This window comes from Phycisphaeraceae bacterium (assembly GCA_020639155.1).
Classification (GTDB): Bacteria; Planctomycetota; Phycisphaerae; order Phycisphaerales; family UBA1924; genus JACKHF01.
The window spans coordinates 276,072-295,076 of record JACKHF010000001.1; the positions used below are offsets into that span (position 1 = coordinate 276,072).

Here is a 19,005-nt window from a genome sequence, read left to right on the forward strand (position 1 = left end):
ATGCCACGCTACGCACTCTTTCTTGCCTATGAAGGCACCGCATTTCACGGATGGCAGAAGCAGGAAGTGGATGCAACCAGCGTGCTCGCGCGTCGTGCTGATCCAACACTTATAGCAGCAAAGCCGGGTTGCGTGGCACTGCGCACAGTCCAGGCAGTTGTTGAAAAGGCTGTCAGACAGGCTGTTCGTGATCAGGTGACACTTGTTGGTGCAAGCCGTACCGATTCCGGCGTACATGCACGGGGGCAGGTCGCTTCGTTTTCATCTGAGCACGATGGCAGGGGTCGGGGCTGGCCGATCGAACGAGGATTGGCGCCACTTGTTCGTGCAATCAACGCGCAGCTGCCGGAAGATGTGCTTGTTCAAGCTGCACGTGTGGTGCCGGATGAGTTTCACCCGATTGGCGGCGCAACACGCAAGGAGTACTCGTTTGTGTTTCACGATTCGCGGGACCGGCCGCTCTGGGATCGTCATCGCGTCACGCAGGTCTGGCATCCTCTCGATACAACACTGATGCATCAGGCCGCACAATACTTGATTGGAGAACATGACTTTGTGAGTATGTGCGCAGCAGATCACGGGAGACAATCGACCGTCCGCACAGTGTACCGGTGTGATGTGAAACGCATCGCCCCTGATCGCATCAAGATGCAAATCGAAGGGAATGGGTTTCTGTACAACATGGTGCGCATTATTGCTGGCACGCTCGCAGAAGTCGGAAGACATCGATATCCTCCTGAGCATGTACGCAGCATCATTGAAGCGCGTGATCGAACCAAGGCTGGGGTAACACTTGATCCGTCCGGGCTCACGCTCGAATGGATTGAGTACACACATCCTGAGCGAGGGCTTTTCCTTCGGTCTGACGAAACATGCAACACGAGTCTTCCGATTGAAATGCCTCGGCTGACCCTGCGGGCACCCGTCGAATCAGACGCTGACGCCTTGGCACCAATGTGGCAGGATCCTGCGGTGACCAAGTACATTGGCGATGGCTCTGTGCGCCCAATCGAGCGTGTCCGAGAGAGCACGTTCAAACGAATCGCTCAGTTAAAACAGACTGGTGCAACACTATTCACTGTTGAACGCAAGGACGAATCCGGCAATCCGGAGATCATCGGCGACTGCGGCGTGTGCCCCGTCAACTGGGAGGGGCCAGAGATCGAACTCGGGTACCGCTTCAAACAATCTGCGTGGGGGAACGGATATGCGACAGAAGCTGCGCGCGCTGCGCTTGATTACGCCTTCACAACAACGTCGCTCGACCGCATTCTCGGCTTGACGCATCCAGAGAATACTGCATCGATGCAAGTGTTGACCAAAGTTGGCATGACATCGCACGGGCTCACCGAGCGGTTTTACGGCACAACACTCCGATGGTTTTCGATAACACACAGACAATGGACTGACATGCGCACAAAGGAAGTAAGCGCATGAGAATCCTGCACATCTCGACACGATTGATTCTTGGAGGATCGCAGGAGAACACTGTGCTCTCGTGCGAGGGACAGGCGAATCTCGGGCACAATGTGCATCTTGCATTCGGCCCCATCTTCGGACCTGAGGGATCATTGCGTGATCGTGTCGCGCAGTTTCGTACGCAGGACAATCGAGCAATGACCATGCACGAAATCCCGAGCATGGTTCGCGAGATCAGCCCTGTGCAGGACATCTCGTGTTACTTTGAGCTTCGCGAACTCATTCGAACAATTGAGCCCGATATTGTGCATACGCATTCGTCAAAGGCTGGCATCCTCGGAAGGCTTGCTGCGTGGAGTATTGCCAAACATCGTCCAGCGTCCAAGCCACTCGGTGTTGTTCACACGATCCATGGTCCACCGTTCCACAAGTACCAGCGTCGCTTTACGCATAGCTTCTATGTTCATAGTGAGCGTTATGCCGCAAACCGATGCCACAGTATTATCAGTGTTGCTGATGCAATGACAGACCAGTATCTCGCGGAGCATGTTGGCGCATCGAGCCAGTACGTCACTGTGCGTTCAGGCATGGAAACCGATCGGTTCCTTCGGGCGGACTCTCCGGAAGTGCGTTCAAACTCACGGCGTTCGCTCGGACTGGATGCGGATGACTTTGTCATCGGGACTGTCGCACGACTCGCTGAGCTCAAGGGGCATGATGATCTTCTCAATGCGCTTGCGGACGATCTAAGAACGAACCCGACATGGAAGCTTCTCTGGATCGGCGATGGATGGTGGCGGAATCGACTGACACAACGCATCCACGCACTCGGACTCAGTAAACAGGTTGTCATGACCGGTCTGGTTCCAGGCGATCGCGTGCCCAACATGATTGCTGCGATGGATGTTCTTGCTCATCCGAGTTATCGGGAAGGTCTGCCTCGCACGGTGCCTCAAGCGCTGCTTGCTGGCGTCTGTCCTGTTGCGTACGACGTTGACGGCACCGGCGAAGCCTGCCAGCACGAACATACAGGACTGCTCGTGGCGCCGGGCGATGTGCAATCACTGCGCGATGCGATCGTTCGACTGTATTGCTACCCTGACTTGCGGGCACAACTCGCAAGAACCGGGCAGGCGTGGTGCAGGGACCAGTTTGGAGCACAAACGATGGTCGACAAGCTGGAGCACGTGTACACGCGAGCGCTTCATATCGCACAATATCAGGGATGATCTCGTATTCATGGGTACACCGTCGCACACATCTGTATCGCACGTCACACGCAATGTCCTCGTATGGGCACTGTGCAGCCTGTGTTCAGCGAATGTGCTGGCGCAAGGGCTGAACCTTGATCCCGGCAATACACCTCGTGCTGGCGATGGATTGCACGCGCTCGAGCTTGCCCAACAACTGAGTTCGCAGGCGACAGCTCTCCACAACGACCGTGGAAGCACAGCGGAAAAACGTAGAAATCGCGCCAAAGCATCGCTGCGAATGGTTGCGGCCGAGCTATTGCGATCCGGCGAGAATGCAGGAGCAAGTGGCTCGTCGGCTGTGCTGTATGGGCTGACACTCGCATCAAATATCCGTGCGTTTGATGATCTGATCGACAACAGATTGGGCAGTGTCGATGCCGCGATCCTTGAACTCGTCGCAGCAAGCGAGCCGGGTAGTGGCGCTTTTGATTCGGTTGCCAGTACGCCGGAACAACTCGACCAGGCGCTCGCTCGTGCGCTTGCCCCGCTTGCGTCGGCAACACTTGACGAGAGTGTCAAGCACGGTGGGTGGTGGCTTGAACGCTCCGAACGTTCAAACGAAGAAAGCAAGGATTCGGATCCGGTTGCCACTGTTAACCAATGGCTTGCGACAGGCCAGATTGATCCGGATACCGCCTCATCACTGCGATCCTTTGCGCAGCAGGGCGAAGCTGTTTCACGCATTCCCGCAGCGTTTGCGCAATGGCAGCATGCGTGGCGCAACATCAGCGAACTGATCATCGCACGCGAGAACGCTCGCACACGGTTTGGAAACAACACCGCAGATCATCTTGTCAGCATTGCGAGTGCATGCGCCCAAACACTTGCCGATCCGGATGCAGATCAGGGTGCTTTTCTTCATGCGCAGCATCAACTCGGCATCTCCGCGTGGTCGGTGCGCACGTGGCAACTGCTTGAAGCATCGCTCTCAAACGCATCGAACAGAACGATGCGCGACCCGTTGCGTTCGATGATTGAGTACCGGATCCCTGATGCTGGTACACCTGTCCGTGCCGGACAAACAATCCTCTCCGATGAGGTGCGTGATGCTGTGGACGCAATGGTAACACTGCTCTCAAGCCCCATGCATCTGCCCGATGAAGACAGGCTGGTGCGCCAGCTAAAGCCCGCCAGACGATACTTTGCAAAGGAACTCAACACAAGCACCGACCAACTCGCACGATTTCTCCCTGACGTACTCACGGGAAAGGTGACGCTAGCTGACCCCGGGTTGCTCTCAGCTATGCAAACCCAGCGCGACATGATCGGAGCAATGAGACTGCTGATTGCTGCGAGCGATACACTCTGCGGCACCATTGGTGATCCTGGCACGGGCATGCGTTCCGTTGCCCCACTCTGGTCGCGCGCGGCCGATCAGGCACTGAAACTCTCGCAGGATCTCGACAATCGTGAAGGTGCTGAAGAGGCACAGAAAAAATTCCGCCAGCTTTTGCTTGATCTGAGTCGGTTCGGGCTGCTGCCCGGCGAAGATGGATTGAGCCAAGCATCAAAGTCAATCGATTCGACATGGGCAAAGTTAACCAACAACCGTCACGCGGAACTTGGAAACACGATCCCGGTTTCACGCCAGGAGTGGATTACCAAGCTCGGTCGTGAGGGTGCAGAGCCGGAAGCGCTCCGCCTTGATGCTCTGACAGAAACGATGGACATACTTGTCTCCGCTGTTCGTGTTGCTGATGTGACCGGGTGGAAACAAAACAGTAACGTTACAGCAAACTCGCGCGAGCTATGGGTCCAGCACTGGGCCGGATGGGAACTCACAAATACAGCGCTCGGCATGCTGCTCGACGATCTCGAGCCAGACCTGCACCAACTGGTTACACTCGCTATTGACAGCGATCCGTACGATGCGCTGGACAAGGCCAAGGAGATCCGGCAGAATCACGCTGTCGTGCTGTTGGCTGGCGAGCTTGATGCTGCAGCTTCTCTTCATATTGGCAGATCTGCACCGGACATCAATCCAGCCGATCTGAATCGGCTGCCCGATCAACTGCTCCCCATGATCGAAATCTCGTTCGGCGTTCCAGCGGACAATGCTTGGCTGATCGGCTCGCGCCCCGATATTGCCAGCGCCTGCCGATACGCGGAGGAGTACGCCAATCGCTCGTCACGAGACGCGACTGCTGAGCAGTTCCGCTCATACGCCGCGCAGCGCGCATTTGTCGCACTTGAGGCTGTCCGCGCCAACCGCAGACCGGAGGGATAAGCTCTCTGGCATACGCATCGCACTCGCGCACGAGGAACCAGCCATATGGACCTGTACATTGACACTGCAAATATCGATGAAATCCGTGAAGCACACGATCTGGGTGTGCTTGATGGCGTCACAACAAACCCATCGCTGATTGCAAAGGAAGGCGTCGACTACGGCACGCGGCTGGCAGAGATCTGCAAGGTTGTCTCAGGCCCTGTTTCTGCCGAAGTCATTGCAACCGAAGCAGAGAAGATGATTGCCGAGGGCAAAGAACGCGCGAAGATCGCGTCGAACATTGTCGTCAAGCTCCCAAGCACAATTGACGGACTAAAAGCCTGCAAGGCACTCAGCGATGCTGGTATCCGCACAAACCTGACACTGTGCTTCCAGCCGCTGCAGGCGCTGATGGTTGCCAAGGCCGGCGCGTTCCTTGTCAGCCCGTTTATTGGCCGACTGGACGACATCGGCGAGGACGGCATGGATCTGATCCGCGCAATCCGAGTGATTTACGACAACTACGGATTAGACACCAAGATCCTGGCTGCATCAATCAGACACACCAATCACCTGCTGCATTGCGCTCTCGCGGGTGCGGACGTTGCCACAGTTCCTTTCGGCGTGATCAAAAAGATGATGAGCCATCCCCTGACGGACTCGGGGATCAAGACCTTCCTGGCTGACTATGCCAAGGCGTTTGGCAGCTAAGACCAGTACGTCACGTTTTCAGTTCAAAGAGAAACTCGATCTCGACCGGCACATTCAATGGCAGACTGGAGCAGCCGACGGCTGCACGTGCGTGTCTGCCAGCATCGCCAAAGACATCGATCAGAAGCTCGCTTGCTGCGTTGGCAACCTTTGGCTGATCGCCGAACCCCGGCCCGCACGCGACGAAGCAACCAACCCGTACGACGCGGGCAATCCCGTCCAGCGATCCAGCATGGGCTTTCACAGCGGCAAGCCCGTTGATTGCACACTGCCTCGCACACTCTCGGGCCTGCTCCAGGGTCACCGTGTCACCAACAATGCCGCGCATCATGACCGAACCATCACGAATGGGTATCTGCCCGCTGATAAAGACGAGATTTCCGCTCTGGTTTGCAGGTACATAGGCCGCCACAGGAGCTGCTGGAGCATGCAGATCGAGTCCCAGTTCGGTTGCCCGGGTTTCCGCCGAAATCGAGCTTATTGTCATGTGATTCTCCATTATCTCTGGTTCCGTCCACTCCTGTTATTGTTGCCGCTCGACTGGAAGCGTCTCGAAGGGCAAGTGGAATTCCTGTTTTCTGGCTTTGATCGATGATGAAATATGCGAAAAATGGAACCCGCGCCCCTTGACAGCCGAATACTACATACAGTAACGTATTGGAGATCCCTGCAGGGTCGACATATTGGCTGGTTGGGCATGTTGATGAAATGCTCTTATCACGCGGCCTGAGCGCCGCTCCCCTGATAAAAAAACCCTACCAGCTGAGACATTCCGATTCCCCATCTGCCCGTGTGATCTCATGCGGAAGCATCATGCAGATGTGGTCTCAGCGGTCCGGCTTCATTGCGTGTTAACGCATCCGGATCAACGAAGCGTGACATGTGTTCATGCGTATCGGAACGATACTGACATTTTGACAACTTGCGTTGGATGCTCACGTTGCATACTGCGCGATGCTGAGGCTGCGGACCTTGCGTCCGAAGCAAACTCAACACGCTCAGGCAACACTCAGTTCGGTTCCCCGAACGTATCGAGTCTCGTGTGGGTGAGTACCTCATGGACTGCTGCGTGAATTGCAGCGGCCTGCACTGAGTCCTTTAGACTTTGTGCCCAGCATGTTGTTTGGCTGGCATGATGCGTATTCGATGCATACGGTCCGGGCTTCCTGTGGAGTTCTCCGCAGGCTGATCAGGACCAACATTCAAATCAAAGCACTGGTCCAGCGTGGATCAGTCATCAGAAGAATCAAAGGAGATTCATATGACACGCAAGAATAAGGGCTTCACGCTCATCGAGCTTCTGGTGGTTATCGCCATCATCGCTCTGCTGATCGGTATCCTGCTGCCTGCCATCGGCCAGGCTCGCCGTACCGCCCAGCAGCTCAAGGATTCCAGCCAGGTTCGTGGTGTTGTTCAGGCCATGGCAATCTGGGCAAACACCAACAAGGACAAGTATCCGCTTCCCAGCGAGATCGAGATTTCAGGGTTCACACTGCCCACAGTGGCTGCTGTTCAGAACATCACCCTTGATGATTCCCACAACATCTTCTCGCTCATGATCTGGAACGAAATGTTCACGCCCGATCTGCTGGTCTCCCCCGCAGAAGCTGACGGTGAAATCGTTGTGTACGAAGGATACCAGTTCCAGGATCCAACCGGCGCAGCGCAGCCAATGAAGGCTCTGTGGGATCCGAAGTTCAAGGCTGTTTCGGGCGCAGGTGCCAAGCCAAACGGACCCCCACCCGCTGGCGGCGATGCCACCGTCGGTGGTCTCAGCTACGCGCACGTCCTTCCCGCAGGCAATCAGCGTGCTCGCTGGAAGAACTCGTTCAACTCGGTTGAGCCTGCTATCGGCAACCGTGGTCCTGACTTCACGCTCGAAACCGTTGGTCAGCGTCGCTGGCTCGAAAAGCCCATCACAGGCACCACCCCATCAATCACGCTCTCGATCCACGGCCCGCGCAACCGCTGGACAGGTAACATCGCCTACAACGACGGCCACGCCGAGTACGAGCAGCGCCCAGATCCCGAGGCAGTGACATTCACCTTCGGCCAGACATCGGTCGGTACCCAGCCAGACAACGTGCTCGTCCTTGAAAACGACGACACCGGTATGGCCGATCAGCCAATGATGAATAACAGCACAGTCGATCTGCGTCCGGTTCCAACCAACTCCAAGCGCAACGCGTTCCTGCAGCAGGCAGGCGCAATGCAGGGTCCGAACCTGACGCCGAAGGCCCTGCTCTTCTTCAAGTAAGGCTTCACGTTTCGTAGACACCTTGAGATGATTCGTTCCCCCGATCGCACGAAAGTGCGGTCGGGGTTTTTTCATATTTGATTAACTCCACAAGGCTAACCCGAACTTGACTTGACCTACACCTTCTGTCAACTTGCCTTGATCTACTACTACAGAGAAAGGCTGAGTTTGATCAAACAGAAGAGCTTCTGTTTACTCGGTCTATGAGCATTTTTCTGAGGGTTATTCCATGTTACGCATCCACACCAGAATAAGAACCGCGTTGTATTACACATTGCTTGCTGGAGCAGCATGTGCTCCTTCGTTATGTCGAGCAGATCCAGAGAGTAAACAGCATGTCGTTGGAAACCATCTCGGCTACACCATCGACTTCCCCAGCGCAAGAGCATTCAACTCTGCATCGCAATCAACATTTGGCTGGTTTAATGCCACACTCGATCCCAGCCCTAATAATGATTGCACAGGAAAAGATCCAGAGCGAGTCTTGATAGATGACACCGGAACCTTTGGATCGTCCTCAGGACCAATCACTTCAGGGCTCTACAGTTCTGTTTACAGCGATATGTATCAACTCGGCGTGAGCGGTTATCTTTGCGGCATAATCTACACCCTCGAAGCTCCAAATCCGACGTTTATTTGGGGCAGCGGACTTGGTCATCGAGTGGATGCGTCACGTACAAACGACGCTGCATCTGTATTTTCAACAGATGTTACCATTCGGAGCACAATATGCGGCGCAAACGACTGCCAACCAGAAGTGGATTATTTTATCAAAGACGATGCCAACCTTTGTGTGTGGGTGAGGCATACCGCAGAGTACGAGCTCGGTTCAACTGGCGGCGACGGGACGATTACCATCGAGTGCCAACCGGAGTTAGTTCTGTTTTCGCAATACATACATGATATCCTGTACGATGACGGCAAGGAATGCCATAGTCTTTCGTGCGCGCCGGATATAGACGCTCTGACAACCGTTGTGTGGGACAAGTTGACCTACGAGATCTTCGACTCGACCACACAGTACGCGACGAAGACGTACAACTTTGTAGGAGTTGCAAACGGCGGCGGTTCTATTACCTACCTCATAGGCCCAGACGACCTGACCTGCTCGGACATGTCGACAGGGGGCTCCTGCCAAGTCACAACGCACGAGTATTGCGATGACATTACCGAAGCAACATCGGTAACAACGAAGGTGGGATCTGGAGTGTATCCTCAATCAAGTGGATACGCTGTCAGTTACACCTCTTCTCCTGTTGTAACGCAAGCGGTCACTGTCAGGGTCACAATCTTCCATGAGTCCTGCAACACGCAGAGCAGCGATCCTGTGGATACGAATCGAGACCTTGATCATAACATGCTTGACAGAATCAATCTGATTGTTCGTGACGGCGCTTCAGCATCTCCCGATATGAACGGCGCTTCTGATGCAGACTACGATATCCGTTGTGATCTTGATCTTGATGGTGACGTTGATTCAACAGATCTCGCGCTGCTTGATGCAGAGTTCTGCTTCGCGGATCTTGACGAGGATGGCAATCTCGACACAGATGATCAGGATCTCTTCACAACATGGTACAACGCGCAAGATCCTCGCGCAGATATGAACGGTGACACGTACTTCACAATTGCCGATTACACCCTGTATGGCAACTTGTACTCTGCGGGTTGCCCATAACACCACACCTGCAGGTTGAATCATATCTTTACCCCGGAGGCGCTGCTTCCGGGGTTTTCTTTTATACGAGTGTCTGCAGCTCGCGTCGCATGATCTTCCCCGTCGGGTTTCGCGGGAGCGCATCGAGCACGCGCACCTCTCGCGGGATCATGTAGGGCGCTAAGCTCTCGCGGCAGAACGAGAGCAGTTGCGCCGGATCGAACGAGTCGTGCTCGACACCCTCGGCAAGCTCGACGAACGCAACTGGCACCTCACCGCGCACGTCGTCCTTCTTCCCCACCACCGCCGACGCAGCAACGGACGGATGTGTGTCGATGACCTGCTCGATCGTGCGCGGAAACACGTTCTCACCGCCAACAATTAGCATCTCTTTGAGCCTGCCCGTGATCGAGAGTGATCCATCAATATTGATCTGCCCAATGTCGCCCGTGCGGAACCACCCTTGATTGTCGAACGCCTTCGCAGTCTCGTCGGGCAGTTTGTAATACCCGCGCATGATGTTTGGGCCGGTGAGTCTGATCTCACCTTCGCAGCATTGCGGCAGATCTCTTCCATTATCGAGATCGACAATGCGCTGCTTTACTTCGGGGAGTGGTCTGCCGACCGAACCACGTCTGAAACTGTCCGGCAGGCACACATGCGTGACCGGGCTTGTCTCGGTCAATCCGTATCCCTCGTTGATGCGCCGGCCGAACTTCTCATAGAACGTCTCGGCAACAAAGTCTGACAATGGCTCACCACCCGAGACAATCAACCGGAGCGAGTCGAACTCATCGCCAGTGATGTTCTTCGCATTCAGCAGCGCGCCGTACATCGAAGGAATCGCAACAAAGATCGTCGGTTTGTGCTCGCGTATCAGGCTCAGTATCTTTCCGGGCACAAAGCGCGCGGTGTACACCACCTTGCATCCGATCATCAGCGGCGCAAGCGTGAGCACGGTCAGCCCGAACGAGTGGAACTGCGGGAGCACGCCCAGCAGGCAGTCATTGGCATCAAGATTGATGATGCGCTTGAACTGTGAGATATTCGACGAGATGTTTTTGTGCGTCAGCATTACGCCTTTGGGCTTGCCCGATGTGCCCGACGTGTACAGCAGCACGCCGAGATCGTCGGGCGCGTTGCGCGCGGGCCAGCGTGGCGACGGCACACCTTTCAGCGCCATGTCCTCCATCCGCACGAGGTTCGCACAGGCGAGTTTCGTGTTCGCTTGCAGCCCAAGGTGATCGAGCATCGGCTGGGCTGTGATGATCGTGTCTACAGCGCAGTCACCGACGACGTATTCCAGTTCCTCGTGCTTGAGGAGATAGTTCAGTGGCACCGGGACTTTGCCCGCGATCCACACGCCGAGGATCGCGATCGGGAACGCGCCGGACGTCGGAAGCATCAGCCCGACCATCTCTGTGGAGCACCTGCGTTCGATCTCATCTGCGACGTTCATCGCTGCGACAAGGATCTCGATCGCGCGGTACGAACGCCGATCGTCCACCACCGCGACGCGGCGAGGCGAGCGGAGCAGATGCCGGATGATGGGCCAGTGGATCGACATGGACGCAAGGGTACGCAAGTTTCCACACGCGCAGCAGTTGTCGGTCGGCATCTAAACCGGCATCGCACACGAACCCTCGCATACGTTCACCGATACCGATCTTCGCGGAGCCATACACATGCGACCACTGGTCTGGATGAGAACCGATCTGCGTACCCATGACAACCCCGCGCTGCATCATGCATGCAAAGCATCATCGCGGGGTGTCGTCGCGGTCTTTACTATCTGTCCGAAGCAGTGGCTCTCGCACGACATGGCGCCAATCAAAGCTGCGTTCATCCTGCGGAACCTCAAAGACCTATCCGAGACGCTCGCGAAGAAGAACATCGCGCTGAAGATCATCGAGACGCCGACGTTCGCAACCGTGCCGAAACTCCTGAAGAAACTCGCAAACGAGCACGAGTGCGATGCGCTGTACTTCAACCGTGAGTACGAGGTCAACGAGCAGGAGCGCGACGAGGAAGTCACGAAGGTGTTCGAATCGGCTGGCATAAGCATCCACGCATTCACAGATCAGTGCGTCTTTGCGCCGGGTGAAGTGCTAACGGGCAAGGGCGATCCATACACAGTGTTCACACCGTTCAAGAAATCGTGGTGCGCAGCTGTCGACGAAGATCGCGATCGCATCGAGCTGCTATCCGCGCCGCGCAAGCTCGCGGAGATGGTGTCAACGCCCGATGACATTCCCGCATCAATCAAGGGGTTCTCTATCGCTGATCCGCGCGAGGATCTCTGGCACGCTGGCGAGAAGCACGCAATAAGCAGACTCAACGCGTTCATCGAGAACCGACTGCGCTCGTACAAGGATGCACGCGACGTCCCCGCGATCAACGGCACCAGCACAATCTCGCCGTACCTTGCCAGTGGTGTTGTCTCACTGCGCACATGCGTGCATGCTGCTGTGCAGGCGAACAACGGAAAGCTCGACACCGGGAACATTGGCGCGACGACATGGATATCCGAGCTCGTCTGGCGCGAGTTCTACAAGCACATCCTGTTCCACTTCCCGCGTGTGTGCAAGCACCGCGCGTTCAAAGTCGAGACCGAACGCCTGCGATGGAACGACAACAACGAGCACTTCGCAGCGTGGTGCGAGGGGCGCACGGGGTTCCCCATCGTCGATGCTGCGATGCGCCAGCTCGTCCAGACCGGATGGATGCACAACAGACTGCGCATGATCGTCGCGATGTTCCTGTCCAAAAATCTCTTCCTCGACTGGCGCCTCGGCGAGCGTTTCTTCATGCGGCATCTCATCGACGGCGACCTCGCGCCCAACAACGGCGGCTGGCAGTGGTCCGCATCCACAGGCACGGACGCTGCGCCCTACTTCCGCATCTTCAACACCGTCACACAGTCGAAGAAGTTCGACCCCGACGGCTCATTCATCAGGAAGTTTGTCCCGGAACTCAAGGACGTCGACAACGACGCGATCCACGACCCAAGCACACTCCCCGAACTCGCGCGAGCAAATCTCGACTATCCGCAGCCGATCGTGGACCTGAAACAGACACGAGAAAGGGCGATTGAAGCGTTTCGGGAGTTGAAGTAAAGTCAATCCAAATCTTGCTTAACTTTTTCATATTTTAGAATGTGCTCTACCAGTTCAACACCCAAACCAGTTAGACCACTCTTTTGTGGCCCCGGATACAAACCAGATTTGTCTGCATACGCAAACTGGGTAACCAACCCCTTGTCTTGTAGTTTTCGAATCTGAACAAGCACCAAATCAGCGTGCCTTAACTCGCATTGACGAGCCACCGCTTCCATAATTTGTTGAGCGCCAAGAATGCCGCTACTTTTGCCCTCATAGTAGGTGTCTCCAATTTGGTATAGCGCAAACAAAGTTGCAGCTTCCCCTGAGCATAAGCTCGAAGCAATTAGCAATAGTTGATGATGAAATGCAATATCTACATCAGCTGGATTACTAGTAATACTTACAAGAAAGACTTTTCGCAGCAACTCAAGAATATCGGATTCAACACTTAACTTATCGATGTATGCAAGCATCACGCACAAACTGTCTTCAAGGCATTCGTCTGATTCATATTCTCTCGGAATCTTGCCTTTCTGTTTTAACGCCTCCCACTCACCTTTGAGCTGTTTTAGAAACCTCCATTCAATCCCAGCTTGGACTAATCTTCCAGCTGAGAGCACAATGTCTTTTCGCTCTGAAGCAATAATACCAGTAAGTCCACCAGCCGCGTTTGCTGCCTTATTGATTAAATCCCCCATGCGCTACTCCCCCGTCTCCAGGACAGCCATGAACGCTTCCTGCGGGATGGTAACGGAGCCGATGTTCTTCATGCGCGCCTTGCCTCGCTTCTGGGCTTCGAGGAGCTTGCGCTTTCGAGTGAAGTCGCCGCCGTAGCACTTTGCTGTAACGTCCTTGCGGTAGGCCTTGATGGTCTCGCGCGCGATGATCTTGCCGCCGATCGCGCATTGCAATGGGATCTCGAACTGGTGCCGTGGGATCTGCTGGCGGAGCTTTGTCAGGAGCACGCGTCCGCGCTGCTCCGCCTTGTCGCGGTGCATGATGGCAGCGAGCGCTTCGACCGGTTCGCCGTTGATAAGGATGTCGATCTTCGCGAGGTTGTCTGCGCGGAACCCGGTGAGTTCGTAGTCCATCGTGCCGTAGCCCTTCGTGATGCCCTTGAGCTTGTCGAAGAAGTCGTAGATGAGTTCGGCGAGCGGAATCTCGAACTGGATCATCACGCGCGTATCAGAGACGTGCGTCTGCGTTTTGTAGATCGCGCGCCGATCAAGCGCGAGCTTCATCACGTCGCCGACAAACTCGACGGGTGTCATAATCTCGACGCGGCAGATAGGCTCGCGGATCTCCATAACCTGTCCCATGTCGGGAAGGTCGGCGGGTGAGTTGACCTCCTGCTCGGTGATCTCGCCGCCCTTGCCACGGATATCGACGCGGTACGACACGGTGGGCGCTGTCTGGACGATCTCGACGCCACCCTCGCGCTCGAGGCGCTCCTGCACAATGTCCATGTGCAGCAGTCCCAGGAACCCGCAGCGGAATCCGAATCCGAGCGCTTCCGAGTGCACGGGCTGGAACGTGAACGATGCATCGTTGAGTGAGAGTCTTTCCATCGCGTCGCGGAGTTCGTCGAAGTCGTTGCCCTTCTTCTCTGACGTTGCGGGGTAAAAATCGCAGAAGACCATCTGGTTCGGTGGCTCGTAGCCTGTGAGCGCAACCTCGGCTGGGTTATGGACATGTGTGATGGTGTCGCCGACGCGAACGTCACCGAGCGTTTTGATCGATGCGATGAGATACCCCGTCTCGCCCGGGCCGAGTTCCTTCACTTTCTCGGGTTTGGGTCTGTACTTGCCGAGCTCTGTAATCTGGAAATCACGCCCGAGCCCCATCATGCGGATCTTGTCGCCCACGCGCAGATGTCCGTCGAACACGCGGATATAGACGATGACGCCGCGATAGTCGTCGTAGACCGCGTCGAAGATGAGCGCGCGCGCTTCTTTCACTTTCGGTGCGCGCGGCGCGGGGAGCTTGTCACAGATCGCAGAGAGCAACTCCGGAATTCCTTGCCCGGTCTTTGCGGAAACGAGGATGCAATCCTCGGCAGCAAATCCGAGCACGTGCTCGACCTCCATCGCGATCTCTTCCGGTCTCGCGCCGGGCAGATCGATCTTGTTGAGCACGGGGATGATCTCAAGATCCTGCTCGATCGCGAGATACGCGTTCACAACGGTCTGCGCCTCGACACCCTGCGACGCGTCGACGACGAGGATCGCGCCCTCACACGCTTTGAGCGCGCGCGAGACCTCGTAGTTGAAATCGACGTGGCCCGGCGTGTCGATGAAGTTGAGCATGTACTCTTCAAGCTGCGCCGGATCGTCCTTGCCCGGGTGGGCGTGGCGGACGGTGACAGCGGACGCTTTGATGGTGATCCCGCGCTCGCGCTCGAGGTCCATGGAGTCGAGAAGCTGGGCTTTGGCCTCGCGATCGGAGACCGCCTTTGTCGCCTGGAGCAGCCGATCGGCGAGAGTGGACTTGCCGTGGTCGATGTGCGCAATAATGGAGAAGTTACGGATGTGCGCGAGCTTGCTGGCAAGGGCATCCGAAACTGGGGGAGATGATTGATTCGCGTCGGTCATGCTGGGACAATCCTAGCCTGACAGCGTGCAAACATGCACCCAAATCCGTACGTTTTCGTGCGATTTCGCCGATGACACAAGCCCAGCGACCGTCGCTTGTGTGTTCAGACCATTCACTCTGACAGGACTCTCCATGGCCAACGCTCAGGTTCGACCCATCCGCAGCATTCTGACCGCAACAGGCCTGACATCCGAATCGTCGGGCGGTCTTCTCTTGGCTGCGCAGCTCTCACGCAAACTCAAGGCGCCGTTGCACGCCGCGCACGTTGTCACCACCATCTCCAAGGCGCACGAGCGCGCGTTTCCAGGAATTGCGAAAAAGCAGGAAGCGGTTGCGGCTGAAGAACTGGAACGATTCGCGACCAGCCACAACTTTGATGGGCCTCGCAGCAGCCTGCATGTGCTGACAGGCGATCTGATGAAAGCCCTGACAGAGCTTCGATACGACCTGAAGTCTGATCTGCTGGTCATTGGCAAGTTCGGCAAGGGTGGCCCAAAGCCGGGCGGGATCGGATCGATCGCGACAAGAATCGTGCGCAAGTTCCCGGTCTCCGTGCTGGTGGTGCCGCCGGACTTCCGCGATAAACTCGACACCATCGGCGTCGCAACCAACCTGAGCGAGGACGGCGACTGGGGTGTGGTGCGTGCTGCAATGCTCGCAAAGTCGCTCGGCATCAAGGAGATCACGCTCTTCCATACGTTCACAGTCCCAGCGGGATACGACCACTTCTGTCCATGGGATCAGGCAGTCGAGAAGATGCGCGCTGTTGCGGTGGAAGATCTAGAGGACATGAAGAAACGCCTCAAGGACAAGCTTCCTCCTGATGTCGCCATCAACGCCGTCATTGTGGAAGGCGCAGCCACTGACAAGATCCCCGCGCTCGCAGAAGAGCACAAGATCGACATTCTTGTGATCTCGACACACGCGCGCGCATCGGCGGTGCTGTCATTGCTCGGACACACCAGTGAGCAGCTTATCCGCAGTTCAAACTGCTGCATCTGGTGCGAGCGGAACCCGTCGCTGTTCCAGGGATGGTTCGATGGAATCAAGCATCTGTTTGATTGAGCACTGAACTCGAACAGCTGATACTGTTCCCGCATGAACCAAACGCATCGACTGCTGGTGCTGATCTGCCTGTGCGCACTGATCACGATCGCGACAGGCTGCATCTCCTATTCAACGTCCGTCGAGTTGCAAACACAGGTGCTTGCGCTGCCGACATATCAGCCGGGCAATGATCGATGGATCGAGATACCTATCCGCACAACACGCGGCGCTCGCCCGATCATTCGGGCAACGCTGCAATCTGGAAACGATGTCTGCGTGCGGGAGCTGCTTGTAGACACCGGCGCGTCCGGCTCGTACGTGCCAGTGCAGAAGGCGCGGAACTGGATGAGCAGCGTCAACGCAACCCATGTCACTTTGAATATCGGTGGCATACAGACGCAGTACAGCGTGGATACGTTTCAGGAGTATGACAACTTCTCTGGGTACGATCTGCTTGGATCCGAGTGGTTTGCGCATCAGGGTCATGTCATCGTTGATGTTCGGCACAACATTCTGCTTATTTCGACTGCACAATATCCAACGATGCCCAAGAACCAACAAGGCTGCTACTGGCAGGGTGTCCCGCTTCTTCCATACGGCCGATCAGTGACGGTGGACTCACCCTTCTTCATGAGCAATGCAGACGCACGCGAGTGGCTTCGTACACAATCGATCCCTGAAACACTGCTGGATGGAACGAGCGAACCATCGCGCTGGCCGTCATCTCTGAGCATCACAACGGAGCTCTCAACCCGCTCGCCGTGTGTGACCGCCCGCATCGGGACGGAGTCATTCACTGCGCTTGTTGATACGGGGTTTACCGGCGAGTTCCTGTGGCAGGGGCCGCCTGTGTTTCCGGTCGGATCATCGCGTCGTTATCGTCTGAACCATCACAACTCACGACTCCACGCGCAGCTGGCAGTGTTTCGCCAGACGATCTCCCTTCACGGGCTGGATATCCAACCATCGCACGCGTTCCTGTTAAGTACATCTATCCCACGGATCAACCCCGTCTTCATTCAGGGCGTCATCGGCATCGGCGCATTCCGCGATCATCGGGTGTGGTTCGACTTCGTCAACAACATGATGTATGTAGAAATGTCTATGACGACTACACAGTCATCACGCGGGCGTGAACATATGGATCACGATCGCCTGGACCGCGCCCACCTGCCCCACCGGTTTGCCCGCAATCATGACAGCACGATCGCCCGGCTTTGCCAATCCCCGCTGAATGAGATCCCTGTTTGCCTGCTCGATCCAGTCGGCAACGATGCCGGATGCTGGTGGTGTTGCAACGATGGGAATCACGCCGCGATTGACGATCATTCGCCGGCTCGCACGGACATCTGACGAGTACGCGATGATCGGGATATTGAAATCGAACATGCTCAGCACACGAGCTGCACCACCCGATTCCGACCAGCACGCGATGAGCGAGGCCCCGATGTCCTTTGCTACGTACTTCGCGCCGTGCGCAAGTGCCGCAACACCATCGAATGACCCCCGCCAGCGTGTTGGCGGTCCATGACGCTCGGGGCCTTTCGCGATAAAGCTCTCCGCCGTGTCCGCAATCCTGCGCATTGTCTCAACGACAAGCACGGGATGTTTGCCCGTCGCGGTCTCGGCAGAAAGCATGATCGCATCAGCACCATCGAAGATCGCGTTACCCACATCGCTCGCTTCTGCGCGCGTCGGCGTTGCGCTCTCGACCATTGTTTCAAGCATCTGCGTTGCGACGATGCATGGCTTTGCGAGGTGCTGGCATGATGCAATGATTGACTTCTGTGCAACGGGCACCTGTGAGATGTCCATCTCCACACCAAGATCGCCGCGAGCAACCATGATGACATCTGCGGCTTCGACGATCTCCTCGATGTTGTTGACCGCTTGCGGTTTTTCGATCTTGGCAACAACAGGGATCCGCGATGCGCCGCCAGCATCGGCAACGTGATCCGCCTTGGTCCTATCGATCGAGCACATGCCCGACAGCGCGTGCTTGAGTTCGAGCACCTCGTCAGCAGTGCGCACGAACGAGAGCGCGAGCAGGTCAAGCCCATGCTCCACTGCCCAGTGCACGCATTCCCAGTCCTTGTCCGTGATCGCCTTTGCTGAAATTTGACTCTGTGGCAGGTTGATGCCTTTGCCAGATGTCACAAGTCCGCCCACCGTTACGCGGCAGAGCAGTTCGCCACGGTCCGGCGCTCGAGCTACCGCGAGCATACGGATCAGCCCGTCATTGATCAGGACGCGGTGCCCCGGCTCGACCTCGTCGACGAGCTGTTTATATGTTGTAGGTAGAACAACAACCTGCTCGCCCGACCATGATTCCGTCGTTGCAACCTCAGCACCGGGACGAATGATAACATCACGCCCGGCAACGAGTTCGATACCCGGCGATGGCACCTTGCCAACACGGATCTTCGGTCCCTGCAGATCACCCATGCACGCTGTCGGAGTGCGCAGCAGTTTCGCAACACCACGGACTGTGTCGAGTCTCCGTTTGTGATCCTCAAACGAACCATGAGAGAAGTTGAACCTGAAGATACTCACACCCGCCTGGATGAGCTTTGCAACCGTATCAGGATGCTCACTGGCTGGTCCAATCGTTGCAACGATGCGCGTGAGCGCACGTGCTGGCGGCTGCGCAATATTCACACTCGGACCGAGCACCATCATTGCTGGGTCTGCCACCTTCTGTGCCGACGGTACATCCGATCGTTGTGTTGCCTGCGCCTGCATGGAACCATCGCCTTTCG

13 protein-coding genes are annotated in these 19,005 nt (G+C 56.3%); 8 read left to right on the forward strand and 5 right to left on the reverse strand.

The features are described 5' to 3' along the window. From truA to fsa, 4 genes are read left to right on the forward strand one after another with little or no spacing between them, the layout of a single operon-like run. Complete coding sequence (gene truA, locus H6815_01220) at window positions 1-1,437, forward strand: tRNA pseudouridine(38-40) synthase TruA (GenBank protein ID MCB9859047.1); 1,437 nt, start codon at window positions 1-3, stop codon at window positions 1,435-1,437. Continuing rightward, complete coding sequence (locus H6815_01225) at window positions 1,434-2,648, forward strand: glycosyltransferase family 4 protein (GenBank protein MCB9859048.1); 1,215 nt, start codon at window positions 1,434-1,436, stop codon at window positions 2,646-2,648. Before truA ends, H6815_01225 begins: the two co-directional genes overlap by 4 nt. A 10-nt stretch (window positions 2,649-2,658) precedes the next feature. After that, window positions 2,659-4,899, forward strand: coding sequence for a hypothetical protein (locus tag H6815_01230; GenBank protein ID MCB9859049.1), 2,241 nt, complete (start codon window positions 2,659-2,661; stop codon window positions 4,897-4,899). Window positions 4,900-4,944: 45 nt separating this feature from the next. Further along, the gene (fsa, locus tag H6815_01235) at window positions 4,945-5,592 is read left to right on the forward strand and encodes a fructose-6-phosphate aldolase (protein ID MCB9859050.1); all 648 of its coding nucleotides are present in this window, start codon (window positions 4,945-4,947) and stop codon (window positions 5,590-5,592) included. A 10-nt stretch (window positions 5,593-5,602) separates the two neighbouring features. Here fsa and H6815_01240 read toward each other — a convergent pair whose 3' ends face one another. Continuing rightward, entirely contained in the window at window positions 5,603-6,079 is a 477-nt protein-coding gene (locus tag H6815_01240) for a RidA family protein (GenBank protein MCB9859051.1), read from the reverse strand. A 774-nt stretch (window positions 6,080-6,853) separates the two neighbouring features. Here H6815_01240 and H6815_01245 point away from each other — a divergent pair. Next, window positions 6,854-7,849, forward strand: coding sequence for a type II secretion system protein (locus H6815_01245; protein MCB9859052.1), 996 nt, complete (start codon window positions 6,854-6,856; stop codon window positions 7,847-7,849). 229 nt (window positions 7,850-8,078) lie between these two features. After that, window positions 8,079-9,527 (forward strand): hypothetical protein, encoded by a 1,449-nt coding sequence (locus tag H6815_01250; protein MCB9859053.1) that lies wholly within the window; start codon window positions 8,079-8,081, stop codon window positions 9,525-9,527. A 61-nt stretch (window positions 9,528-9,588) separates the two neighbouring features. On the opposite strand, the gene H6815_01255 is transcribed toward H6815_01250, so the two are convergent. After that, window positions 9,589-11,073, reverse strand: coding sequence for an AMP-binding protein (locus H6815_01255; GenBank protein ID MCB9859054.1), 1,485 nt, complete (start codon window positions 11,071-11,073; stop codon window positions 9,589-9,591). Between the two features lie 118 nt (window positions 11,074-11,191). Here H6815_01255 and phrB point away from each other — a divergent pair, with 118 nt between their 5' ends. Continuing rightward, the gene (phrB, locus tag H6815_01260; GenBank protein MCB9859055.1) at window positions 11,192-12,622 is read left to right on the forward strand and encodes a deoxyribodipyrimidine photo-lyase; all 1,431 of its coding nucleotides are present in this window, start codon (window positions 11,192-11,194) and stop codon (window positions 12,620-12,622) included. A 2-nt stretch (window positions 12,623-12,624) separates the two neighbouring features. On the opposite strand, the gene H6815_01265 is transcribed toward phrB, so the two are convergent. Continuing rightward, complete coding sequence (locus H6815_01265) at window positions 12,625-13,305, reverse strand: hypothetical protein (protein MCB9859056.1); 681 nt, start codon at window positions 13,303-13,305, stop codon at window positions 12,625-12,627. 3 nt (window positions 13,306-13,308) lie between these two features. Further along, a complete protein-coding gene (lepA, locus tag H6815_01270; protein ID MCB9859057.1) occupies window positions 13,309-15,198 on the reverse strand; it encodes an elongation factor 4 in 1,890 nt (629 codons plus the stop codon). A gap of 133 nt (window positions 15,199-15,331) precedes the next feature. Here lepA and H6815_01275 point away from each other — a divergent pair, with 133 nt between their 5' ends. Beyond that, window positions 15,332-16,264 carry a universal stress protein gene (locus tag H6815_01275; GenBank protein ID MCB9859058.1) on the forward strand — a complete coding sequence of 311 codons (933 nt, stop codon included), beginning with the start codon at window positions 15,332-15,334 and terminating at the stop codon, window positions 16,262-16,264. Between the two features lie 1,104 nt (window positions 16,265-17,368). Here the strand turns inward: H6815_01275 and pyk are convergent. Then, window positions 17,369-18,988 (reverse strand): pyruvate kinase, encoded by a 1,620-nt coding sequence (gene pyk, locus H6815_01280; protein ID MCB9859059.1) that lies wholly within the window; start codon window positions 18,986-18,988, stop codon window positions 17,369-17,371. Window positions 18,989-19,005: the final 17 nt, after the last annotated feature.